At 54.8% G+C, this 11,133-nt stretch carries 10 protein-coding genes and 3 tRNA genes; 12 read left to right on the top strand and 1 reads right to left on the bottom strand.

Translation table 11 applies throughout. From position 1 onward, the window contains the following. The first annotated feature begins 1 nt into the window (after position 1). The 3 genes from ABLV08_RS10620 to ABLV08_RS10610 all read left to right on the top strand — a co-directional run bounded on the left by ABLV08_RS10620 (position 2) and on the right by ABLV08_RS10610 (position 308). Positions 2-78, top strand: a tRNA-Met gene (locus ABLV08_RS10620). A gap of 45 nt (positions 79-123) precedes the next feature. Then, positions 124-198 (top strand) — tRNA-Gln (locus tag ABLV08_RS10615). A gap of 35 nt (positions 199-233) precedes the next feature. After that, a tRNA-Gln gene (locus ABLV08_RS10610) sits at positions 234-308 on the top strand. Between the two features lie 114 nt (positions 309-422). On the opposite strand, the gene ubiF is transcribed toward ABLV08_RS10610, so the two are convergent. After that, positions 423-1,598: a 3-demethoxyubiquinol 3-hydroxylase gene (ubiF, locus tag ABLV08_RS10605; protein ID WP_348855829.1), complete on the bottom strand. Its 1,176-nt coding sequence runs from the start codon at positions 1,596-1,598 to the stop codon at positions 423-425. A gap of 170 nt (positions 1,599-1,768) precedes the next feature. Here ubiF and miaB point away from each other — a divergent pair, with 170 nt between their 5' ends. The 9 genes from miaB to ABLV08_RS10560 all read left to right on the top strand — a co-directional run bounded on the left by miaB (position 1,769) and on the right by ABLV08_RS10560 (position 11,107). Next, positions 1,769-3,193 carry a tRNA (N6-isopentenyl adenosine(37)-C2)-methylthiotransferase MiaB gene (gene miaB / locus ABLV08_RS10600; protein ID WP_015367713.1) on the top strand — a complete coding sequence of 475 codons (1,425 nt, stop codon included), beginning with the start codon at positions 1,769-1,771 and terminating at the stop codon, positions 3,191-3,193. 156 nt (positions 3,194-3,349) lie between these two features. Next, positions 3,350-4,396, top strand: coding sequence for a PhoH family protein (locus ABLV08_RS10595; RefSeq protein WP_015367714.1), 1,047 nt, complete (start codon positions 3,350-3,352; stop codon positions 4,394-4,396). Continuing rightward, positions 4,393-4,866: an rRNA maturation RNase YbeY gene (gene ybeY, locus ABLV08_RS10590; protein ID WP_015367715.1), complete on the top strand. Its 474-nt coding sequence runs from the start codon at positions 4,393-4,395 to the stop codon at positions 4,864-4,866. Before ABLV08_RS10595 ends, ybeY begins: the two co-directional genes overlap by 4 nt. 158 nt (positions 4,867-5,024) lie before the next feature. Further along, entirely contained in the window at positions 5,025-5,903 is an 879-nt protein-coding gene (gene corC, locus ABLV08_RS10585) for a CNNM family magnesium/cobalt transport protein CorC (RefSeq protein ID WP_015704743.1), read from the top strand. A gap of 22 nt (positions 5,904-5,925) precedes the next feature. Further along, positions 5,926-7,464, top strand: a complete 1,539-nt coding sequence (lnt, locus tag ABLV08_RS10580; protein WP_348855828.1) for an apolipoprotein N-acyltransferase — start codon at positions 5,926-5,928, stop codon at positions 7,462-7,464. 428 nt (positions 7,465-7,892) lie between these two features. After that, the gene (locus ABLV08_RS10575; RefSeq protein WP_015367719.1) at positions 7,893-8,804 is read left to right on the top strand and encodes an amino acid ABC transporter substrate-binding protein; all 912 of its coding nucleotides are present in this window, start codon (positions 7,893-7,895) and stop codon (positions 8,802-8,804) included. A gap of 163 nt (positions 8,805-8,967) precedes the next feature. Next, entirely contained in the window at positions 8,968-9,708 is a 741-nt protein-coding gene (locus ABLV08_RS10570) for an amino acid ABC transporter permease (protein WP_348855827.1), read from the top strand. Beyond that, on the top strand, positions 9,708-10,382 hold the full coding sequence (gltK, locus tag ABLV08_RS10565; protein WP_015367721.1) for a glutamate/aspartate ABC transporter permease GltK: 675 nt from the start codon (positions 9,708-9,710) through the stop codon (positions 10,380-10,382). The genes ABLV08_RS10570 and gltK overlap by 1 nt, the downstream gene beginning before the upstream one ends. Continuing rightward, positions 10,382-11,107 (top strand): amino acid ABC transporter ATP-binding protein, encoded by a 726-nt coding sequence (locus ABLV08_RS10560; protein ID WP_015367722.1) that lies wholly within the window; start codon positions 10,382-10,384, stop codon positions 11,105-11,107. The genes gltK and ABLV08_RS10560 overlap by 1 nt, the downstream gene beginning before the upstream one ends. Positions 11,108-11,133 lie beyond the last annotated feature (26 nt).

Below are 11,133 nucleotides of genomic sequence, written 5' to 3'. Positions count from 1 at the left end.
TGGCTACGTAGCTCAGCTGGTTAGAGCACATCACTCATAATGATGGGGTCACAGGTTCGAATCCCGTCGTAGCCACCATATTCAGGACTATCGGTTAACATCGGTAAATCCGTAAAAATTTGTTGGGGTATCGCCAAGCGGTAAGGCACCGGATTCTGATTCCGGCATTCCGAGGTTCGAATCCTCGTACCCCAGCCAAATTCAAAAGACGTTCCTCTGTGAACGCAGCCTGTTGGGGTATCGCCAAGCGGTAAGGCACCGGATTCTGATTCCGGCATTCCGAGGTTCGAATCCTCGTACCCCAGCCACTTATTAACAAAAAAGCTCACTTCGGTGAGCTTTTTTGCTTTCTGCGGATAGTCATCTTGCCGATGCAGGTACTGCAAAACTTTAGTCTGCAGCCCCCATCGGCAAATGCCCCTTTACAACCCTAATGCATATTTCAATGCCTGGCGCTTTAATACACCGGCACGTTCGGCAGCCATCAGGCCAATATTACGCAACACGCGCACCGGCGCTAAATCGTTGCTGAAGCCGGCATAGAACAGATCCATGCCGGATTGCATAATAAAGTTATCCGCCCGGCGCCGCGCCTGATAGCGCTTCAGCACCGGCAAGCTGGACCAGGCTTCCCCGCGCCCGCGGGCTTCCGCCAAAATATCCAGCAGCGCGTCAACGTCGCGATAGCCAAGGTTAACCCCCTGCCCCGCCAGCGGATGAATGGTATGCGCCGCATCCCCTACCAGCGCCAGCCCCGGTTGCACGTACTGCAGCGCATGTCGACGGGTTAACGGGAAGGCGCCGGCGCTCATTGGCGTTACGCTGCCCAGACGTTTCGGGAAATGCGCGGTGATTTCCTGCTGCAGTTGGGCCATCGACATCGCCTGCAGCTGGCGGATGCGCGCCGGGGTGTCGTACCACACCAGCGACGCCCAGTTATCGAATAGCGGCAGGAAGGCGCGCGGCCCGCTGGGGGCGAACTGTTGCCAGGTGCTATCACCGGGATCGTCGGCGCATTGCACGCTAATTAGCATACAGGATTGCTGATATTGCCACGCCTGTACGCCGATGCCGGCCAGTTCGCGCACCTGAGAATTCGCGCCGTCTGCGCCGATCGCCAGTTGCGCCGTGCAAACGCTCTCATCGCTCAGGCGCAGCGAAACGCCCTGCGGCTCACGATGAAGCTCGCTTAACGTCACGCCAACCCGTAAGCTCACCTGCGGATGGGCTTCAAGCGCCTGCCACAGCGCCAGCTGTAGCACGCTATTTTCCACCATATAGCCAAGCTCAGGCAGCTTCAGCTCGGCGGCATTAAAGTCAACATGCGCGCTTTCCCACTCCCAGGTTTCAAGACGACGATAAGCATGCGCGCGCATACCGCGCACCGCTTCCCAAACGCCGAGGCTTTTGAGCAAGCCGACCGACGACGCGCTGATCGCCGAAATACGCACATCCGGCGCCGCAGCGGCATCAAAGGCCGGAGGCGCGTGTTTTTCTATCACCGTCACCGAAAACCCGTGTTGCGCCAGCCCCAGCGCCAGCGCGCCGCCGACCATTCCGCCGCCAACGATGGCGATATCTGTTGCATGAATTGTCATGGCAATTATCCTTAAAGCTGATTTCCTTAAGTTTACCGGATTTTTTGCACCTTGCGGGGGATCGTGGTCGCACTGGTCAGGTGGCAACCAAAGCATTACAATGCGTACCCTGCAAACGAATTCTAATTCTTAACTTATACCCGTCTTTATAATTGAGCATGAGCAAGTCGATGACAAAAAAACTCCATATTAAAACCTGGGGCTGTCAGATGAACGAATACGATTCATCCAAGATGGCCGATCTGCTGGATGCCACCCATGGGTATCAACTCACAGAAGTGGCCGAAGAAGCGGACGTGCTGCTGCTCAACACCTGCTCAATTCGCGAGAAGGCGCAGGAAAAAGTGTTCCATCAGCTTGGCCGCTGGAAACTACTGAAAGAGAAAAAACCCGGCGTGATTATCGGCGTCGGCGGCTGCGTCGCCTCCCAGGAAGGCAAACTGATTCGCCAGCGCGCCCATTACGTTGACATTATTTTTGGCCCGCAGACGCTGCATCGCCTGCCGGAGATGATCGACGCGGTGCGCAATAACCATAAACCGGTTATCGACGTGAGCTTCCCGGAAATCGAAAAATTCGATCGCCTGCCGGAACCGCGCGCCGAGGGGCCGACCGCCTTCGTTTCCATTATGGAAGGCTGCAACAAATACTGCACTTACTGCGTGGTGCCCTATACCCGCGGTGAAGAAGTGAGCCGTCCGTGCGACGATATTCTGTTTGAAATCGCTCAACTGGCGGCGCAAGGGGTGCGTGAAGTCAACCTGCTCGGGCAGAACGTTAACGCCTGGCGCGGCGAAAACTACGATGGCACGACCGGCAACTTTGCCGATCTGCTGCGTCTGGTCGCCGCCATCGACGGCATCGACCGTATTCGCTTCACCACCAGCCACCCGATTGAGTTTACTGACGATATCATCGAGGTCTATCGCGATACCCCTGAGCTGGTGAGCTTCCTGCATTTACCGGTGCAGGCCGGTTCCGATCGCGTACTGAACCTGATGGGCCGTACCCACACCGTGCTGGAATATAAAGCGATTATCCGCAAGCTGCGCGAAGCGCGCCCGGATATTCAGATTAGCTCCGACTTTATCGTCGGTTTCCCTGGCGAAACGACGGAAGACTTCGAAAAAACCATGAAGCTGATTGCCGAGGTTAACTTTGATGTCAGCTACAGCTTTATCTTCTCTGCCCGCCCGGGCACCCCGGCGGCGGATATGGTCGACGATGTTCCTGAAGCCGATAAAAAACAGCGCCTGTACATTCTGCAGGAACGTATTAATCAGCAGGCGATGGCATGGAGCCGCCGCATGCTCGGCACAACACAGCGTATTCTGGTAGAAGGCACGTCGCGTAAGAGCCTGATGGAGCTCTCCGGGCGCACCGAGAACAACCGCGTGGTGAACTTCGAAGGCACGCCGGATATGGTCGGTAAATTCGTCGACGTAGAAATCGTCGATGTCTACACTAACTCATTACGCGGCAAAATTGTCCGCACAGAAGATGAGATGGGACTGCGCGTCGTGGAATCGCCGGAATCGGTCATTGCGCGTACGCGAAAAGAAAACGATCTGGGCGTCGGCATCTACCAGCCGTAATCCCGGCAGGCCTGTCGGTTCCGGCAGGCCTTGCATTTCCCCTCCTCGCCCCTATATCTACAGCAATGCTTGCGCCATATTCCCGTGACGTGAATAATTTCCTTATTGGCCGGATGACGATTGTCCTCCGGCAACACACGTAATAAGAGGAACAGTTTGAACATAGAAACCCGTGAAATTACCCTGGAGCCAGCGGACAATGCCCGCCTGTTAGCACTGTGCGGCCCGTTTGACGACAACATCAAACAGCTGGAGCGTCGGTTGGGTATTGAGATCAATCGCCGCGACAATCACTTTAAACTGACCGGCCGCGCCATCTGCGTGCACGCCGCGGCCGATATTCTGACAAGCCTGTATGTCGATACCGCGCCAATGCGCGGCCAGATTCAGGATATTGAACCGGAACAAATCCATCTGGCTATTAAAGAAGCCCGGGTGCTCGAACAGAGCGCCGAGAGCGTGCCGGAATACGGCAAGGCCATCAATATCAAAACCAAACGCGGAGTCATCAAACCGCGCACGCCAAACCAGGCGCAATACATCGCCAATATCCTCGACCACGACATTACCTTTGGCGTCGGCCCGGCGGGTACCGGTAAAACCTATCTTGCTGTCGCCGCGGCGGTCGATGCCCTGGAGCGTCAGGAAATTCGCCGCATTCTGCTGACTCGTCCTGCGGTCGAAGCAGGCGAGAAGCTCGGCTTCCTGCCGGGCGACTTAAGCCAGAAGGTTGACCCGTATTTGCGCCCGCTGTACGACGCGCTGTTCGAGATGCTCGGCTTTGAGAAAGTCGAGAAGCTGATTGAGCGTAACGTCATTGAAGTCGCGCCGCTGGCCTACATGCGCGGGCGTACGCTGAATGATGCCTTTATCATTCTCGATGAAAGCCAGAACACCACCATCGAGCAGATGAAGATGTTCCTGACCCGTATCGGCTTTAATTCGAAAGCGGTTATCACCGGCGACGTTACCCAGATTGACCTGCCGCGCAATACCAAATCAGGTCTGCGTCACGCCGTTGAAGTGCTGGCGGAAGTCGATGAAATCAGCTTCAACTTCTTCCACAGCGAAGACGTGGTGCGCCACCCGGTGGTCGCCCGCATCGTCAATGCCTATGAGGCATGGGAAGAAGCCGAACAAAAACGTAAAGCAGAACTGGCCGCCGAGCGCAAACGCGAAGCCCAAGAACAGGAGCAAAAATGAGTCAGGTGATTCTCGATTTACAGCTGGCCTGCGAAGACACCAGCGGTCTACCGGACGAAGCCCTCTTTCAACGCTGGGTGGATGCCGTCATCCCGCAGTTCCAGGAAGAGTCAGAGTTAACGATTCGCCTGGTTGATGTCGCCGAAAGCCACGAGCTGAACCTGACCTATCGCGGCAAGGATAAGCCGACTAACGTCCTCTCCTTCCCCTTCGAAGCCCCGCCGGGCATTGAGATGCCGCTGCTCGGCGATCTGATTATCTGCCGCCAGGTGGTTGAACAGGAAGCCAAAGAGCAGGAAAAACCGCTGGAGGCCCACTGGGCGCACATGGTCGTGCACGGTAGCCTGCACCTGCTGGGCTACGATCATATCGAAGATGAAGAAGCGGAAGAAATGGAAGGACTCGAAACAGAGATAATGCTTGCTCTGGGCTATGAGGATCCGTACATTGCCGAGAAGATTGCTGAATAGTAACTTGCCGGATGACGGCGCAAGCGCCTTATCCGGCCTACATTCATGCGTATCCCAGGCCTGATAAGCGTAGCGCTATCAGGCAAAACATGCCGTACGACGCTGAGTTTACGCGCGACGAGCGACAATTAAATCAACACGAGAACCCATACGACGCCATGAGCGACGACAATTCACACAGTAGTGACACAGTAAACAGCAAAAAGGGATTTTTCTCCCTCTTACTCAGCCAACTTTTCCACGGTGAACCCAAAAACCGTGATGAATTATTGGCGCTGATCCGTGACTCCGGGCAGAACGAGCTTATCGATGAAGATACTCGCGACATGCTCGAAGGGGTAATGGATATCGCCGACCAGCGCGTCCGCGATATTATGATCCCGCGTTCGCAAATGATTACCCTGAAACGCAACCAGACGCTGGACGAGTGCCTCGATGTGATCATCGAATCCGCCCACTCGCGTTTCCCGGTCATTAGCGAAGATAAAGATCACATTGAAGGGATTCTGATGGCTAAGGATCTGCTGCCGTTTATGCGCAGCGACGCCGAAGCTTTCAGCATGGAAAAAGTGTTACGCCCGGCGGTTGTCGTGCCTGAAAGCAAGCGGGTTGACCGCATGCTGAAAGAGTTCCGCTCGCAACGTTATCATATGGCGATCGTCATCGACGAGTTCGGCGGCGTCTCTGGCCTGGTGACTATCGAAGATATTCTCGAACTTATCGTCGGCGAAATCGAAGACGAATACGATGAAGAGGAAGATATCGATTTCCGTCAGCTAAGCCGTCATACCTGGACGGTACGCGCGCTGGCATCGATTGAAGATTTCAATAAAGCCTACGGCACCCACTTCAGCGATGAAGAGGTCGATACCATCGGCGGACTGGTGATGCAGGCCTTTGGTCATCTCCCGGCCCGCGGCGAGTCGATTGACATTGATGGTTACCAATTCAAGGTCGCAATGGCTGACAGCAGACGTATTATTCAGGTCCATGTAAAGCTTCCTGATGATGCGCCGCAGCCGAAGCTGGAAGACTAATTTAACGGGACGATTAACCTAAATGGTATTTGCCTCTTTACTTGAACGCCAGCGCGTACGTCTGCTGCTGGCGCTGTTATTCGGAGCCAGCGGAACGCTGGCTTTTTCACCTTACGACTTCTGGCCAGCGGCGATTGTCTCGCTGTTTGGTCTGCAGGCGCTCACTCTCAACCGTCGCCCGCTACAGAGCGCCTGGATTGGCTACTTCTGGGGGCTTGGGCTATTCGGCACCGGTATTAACTGGGTTTACGTTAGCATCGCGCAGTTCGGCGGCATGCCGGGCCCGGTTAACGTTTTCCTTGTTGCTTTGCTGGCGGCCTATTTATCGCTGTACACCGGTCTGTTCGCCGGGATCCTCGCGAGACTATGGCCGAAAACTAACTGGATCCGTCTGGCCATCGCCGCGCCTGTCATCTGGCAAATTACCGAATTTCTCCGCGGCTGGGTGCTGACCGGTTTCCCGTGGCTGCAGTTCGGCTATAGCCAGATTGACGGTCCGCTAAAGGGCCTGGCGCCGGTGATGGGCGTTGAGGCGATAAACTTTCTATTGATGGTGGTCAGCGGCCTGCTGGCGCTGGCTATCGCGCAGCGTCACTGGAAACCGCTGCTGGTGGCGATAGTGCTATTTGCCCTGCCCTTCCCGCTGCGTTATATCCAGTGGTATCAACTGCTGCCTGAGCGGGCGACGGAAGTCTCTTTGGTGCAGGGCGATATCCCGCAGGCGATGAAATGGGATGAAAACCAGCTGGTAAACACCCTGAAAACCTATCTCGCTCTCACCCAGCCGCATATGGGTAAATCGCAGCTGATTATCTGGCCGGAGTCGGCGATTCCGGATCTGGAAATCAATCAGCAGCATTTCCTCAGCATGGTTGATGACCTGATGCGGGCAAAAAATAGCTCGTTGATTACCGGTATCGTCGATGCGCGCCTCAATAAACAAAACCGCTACGATACCTACAACACCATCATCACGCTGGGTAAAGATAACCCGTACAGCTACGACTCGACCAATCGCTATAACAAAAACCATCTGGTGCCGTTCGGCGAATTCGTACCGCTGGAATCGATTTTACGCCCTCTGGCGCCGTTCTTCGATTTGCCGATGTCCTCGTTCAGCCGCGGCCCTTACGTGCAGCCGCAGCTGGTAGCGCATAACCTGAAGCTTACGGCGGCAATTTGCTACGAAATCATTCTCGGCGAGCAGGTCCGCGATAATTTCCGCCCGGATACCGATTATCTGCTGACTATCTCCAACGATGCGTGGTTTGGTAAGTCAATTGGCCCATGGCAGCACTTCCAGATGGCGCGGATGCGCGCGCTGGAACTGGCGCGCCCGCTGCTACGCAGCACCAACAACGGTATCACCGCCGTTATTGGCCCGCGTGGTGAAATTCAGGACATGATCCCACAGTTTACCCGCGCGGTGTTGACCACTAAGGTCACGCCAACCACCGGCCTGACGCCGTATGCTCGTACCGGCAATTGGCCGCTGTGGGCGTTAACCGCCCTCTTTGGCTTTGCCGCGCTGGTGATGAGCCTGCGCCAGCGTCGGCGCTAATCTTTTCCGCCGGGCAGCCGCCCGGCCTGCTCCCGGCGGCATTCGTCGCCGGCGGGTCTTCCCCGCTTTACGCTCTCCAGCGCCAATCTGGCACGTCCATTGCTTAATTTCATCCCTGTAGGCGATTTTGACCGCGGTTGTACCAGGGTTGCACCGAAAGCGTTCGCACTTCGCGCCACGTTGGTGCAACAACCCATTTTTGCCCACAAATGGTGCGGTGCGCTTCGCAAAAATAAACAATAACGCATCAAAATCTTTACATTAAGCCAAACTAAATGCTAACAAGCTCATACAAATACTGCACTTTAAGATTGCAGACGATTCCCGAAAGCGCCGCCTTACGGCAGTGCCCACAGGAATAACAACACATACACACAATCACAATGGGTATCACTAGCGTCCCTGGCGTTAAGGATAAGGAGTTGGATATGCAATTACGTAAACTGGCCGCCGCAATGCTGGTCATGGGAGTGACCGCTGGTCTGGCACACGCTGAAGATGCCGCCCCGGCCGCAGGTCAGAGCACGCTGGATAAAATCGCCAAAAACGGGGTGATCGTCGTCGGCCACCGCGAGTCGTCAGTACCATTCTCCTATTACGATAACCAACAAAAAGTGGTGGGTTACTCTCAGGATTACTCCAACGCTATCGTTGAAGCCATAAAGAAAAAGCTGAATAAACCCGATCTGCAGGTGAAACTGATTCCGGTCACCTCGCAGAACCGCATCCCGTTACTGCAGAACGGCACTTATGATTTCGAGTGCGGTTCCACCACCAACAACCTTGAGCGTCAGAAGCAGGCCGCCTTCTCCGATACCATTTTCGTCGTCGGTACTCGTCTGCTGGTGAAAAAAGGTGGGCCGATTAAAGACTTCCCGGATCTGAAAGACAAAGCGGTCGTCGTCACTTCCGGTACCACCTCGGAAGTGCTGCTGCATAAGCTGAACGACGAGAAGAAAATGAACATGCGCATCATCAGCGCGAAAGATCACGGCGACTCTTTCCGTACGCTGGAAAGTGGCCGCGCGGTGGCCTTTATGATGGATGATGCCCTGCTGGCCGGCGAGCGCGCAAAAGCGAAGAAACCGGATAACTGGGAAATCGTCGGTACGCCGCAGTCGAAAGAGGCCTATGGCTGCATGCTGCGTAAAGATGACGCATCGTTCAAAACACTGGTAGATGACACCGTTGCCCAGGCGCAGACCTCTGGCGAAGCGGCGAAATGGTTCGATACCTGGTTTAAGAACCCGATTCCGCCGAAAAATCTGAACCTGAACTTCGAACTGTCCGACGACATGAAGGCGCTGTTCAAATCACCCAATGACAAGGCTCTTAACTAATTAAAAAAACAGGGGCTCGATAAAGTAGCCCTCCCGATTGTTGCCTTTGCACGGACAGACTATACGGTGGCTGGTCGTTCCCCAGCCGCCGCGAATACCGAAACAAGCAGGGCAACAATCTTCGAGGGTAGCGCTGCTACCCTTTTTTTTCTGGAGTTTATTTATGTCAATAGACTGGAACTGGGGAATATTCCTGCAACCCGCCCCGTTCGGCAACACCACTTATCTAGGCTGGTTATGGAGCGGCTTTCAGGTTACCGTCGCGCTGTCGATTAGCGCCTGGATTATCGCTTTCCTCATCGGCTCGCTGTTCGGTATTCTGCGTACCGTCCCTAACCGCTGGTTAGCCGGGATCGGCACCTGCTACGTCGAACTGTTTCGTAACGTTCCACTGATTGTCCAGTTCTTTACCTGGTACCTTGTTATTCCGGAGTTTCTGCCGGAAAACATCGGCATGTGGTTTAAGTCGGAACTGGATCCAAATATTCAGTTCTTTGTCTCCTCAATGCTGTGCCTTGGGCTGTTTACCGCTGCCCGCGTCTGCGAGCAGGTCCGCGCCGCGATACAGTCCCTTCCTCGCGGGCAGAAAAATGCCGGCCTGGCGATGGGGCTGACCCTGCCGCAAACCTATCGCTACGTGCTGCTGCCGAACGCTTATCGCGTTATCGTGCCGCCGATGACCTCGGAAATGATGAACCTGGTAAAAAACTCGGCTATCGCTTCCACTATCGGTCTGGCGGATATGGCGGCGCAGGCGGGCAAGCTGCTGGATTACTCAGCCCACGCCTGGGAATCGTTTACCGCGATCACCCTCGCCTATGTATTCATCAACGCCGTAATCATACTGGTGATGTATGTGGTTGAACGTAAAGTTCGCCTGCCGGGCAATATGGGAGGCAAATAATGTACGATTTTGACTGGAGTTCAATTGTTCCTTCCATGCCCTACCTGCTGGCAGGGTTGGTCATTACGCTGAAAATCACCGTCACGGCAATTATTATCGGTATCGTCTGGGGCACCATTCTGGCGGTGATGCGCCTGTCAAGCTTCCTGCCGTTGGCGTGGTTTGCCAAAACCTACGTTAACGTTTTCCGCTCGATTCCGCTGGTGATGGTGCTGCTGTGGTTCTATCTGATCGTTCCCGGATTCCTGCAAAACGTGCTGGGGCTTTCGCCGAAAACCGATATTCGCCTGATTTCGGCGATGGTGGCATTTTCGATGTTTGAAGCGGCCTACTATTCGGAAATTATTCGCGCCGGGATCCAGAGTATTTCCCGTGGTCAGTCGAGCGCCGCGCTGGCGCTGGGGATGACCCACTGGCAATCGATGAAGTTGGTGATTCTGCCGCAGGCCTTCCGCGCGATGGTCCCGCTGCTGTTAACCCAGGGTATCGTCCTGTTCCAGGATACCTCGCTGGTGTACGTCCTGAGCCTGGCCGATTTCTTCCGTACCGCCTCCACCATTGGCGAACGTGACGGAACCCAGGTGGAAATGATCCTGTTCGCAGGCGCCGTTTATTTTGTATTTAGTCTCAGCGCATCGCTGTTGGTCAGCTGGTTGAAGAAAAGGACTGTGTAATGATTACCCTGAAAAATATTTCAAAATGGTATGGTCACTTTCAGGTGCTGACCGATTGCTCCACCGAAGTGAAAAAAGGCGAAGTGGTGGTGGTTTGCGGGCCGTCAGGCTCCGGTAAATCGACGCTGATTAAAACCGTTAATGGCCTTGAGCCGGTGCAGCAAGGCGAAATTATCGTTGATGGCACTCAGGTTAACGATAAGAAAACCAATCTTGCTAAACTGCGTTCCCGCGTCGGTATGGTATTCCAGCACTTTGAACTGTTCCCGCACCTGTCGATCATCGACAACCTGACGCTGGCGCAAATTAAGGTTCTCAATCGCGATAAAGAATCTTCGCGTAAAAAGGGGCTTAAGCTGCTGGAGCGCGTGGGTCTGGCGGCGCATGCGGAAAAATATCCGGCGCAGCTCTCCGGCGGCCAGCAGCAGCGTGTCGCGATCGCGCGCGCGCTGTGCATGGATCCGATCGCGATGCTGTTCGATGAGCCAACTTCAGCGCTAGACCCGGAGATGATCAACGAAGTACTGGACGTGATGGTCGAGCTGGCTAACGAAGGTATGACCATGATGGTGGTGACGCACGAAATGGGCTTTGCCCGTAAAGTGGCTAACCGGGTCATCTTTATGGATGAAGGTAAAATTGTCGAAGATGTCGATAAAGAAGCCTTCTTCGCCAACCCGCAATCAGAACGCGCGAAAGATTTCCTTGCCAAAATCCTGCACTAAAATCCCAGCGCGCACGTCATGTGCGC

It is taken from the genome of Klebsiella sp. CN_Kp088, assembly GCF_040064335.1.
Classification (GTDB): Bacteria; Pseudomonadota; Gammaproteobacteria; order Enterobacterales; family Enterobacteriaceae; genus Klebsiella; species Klebsiella aerogenes.
This window is presented reverse-complemented; position numbering and strand designations above follow the sequence as displayed.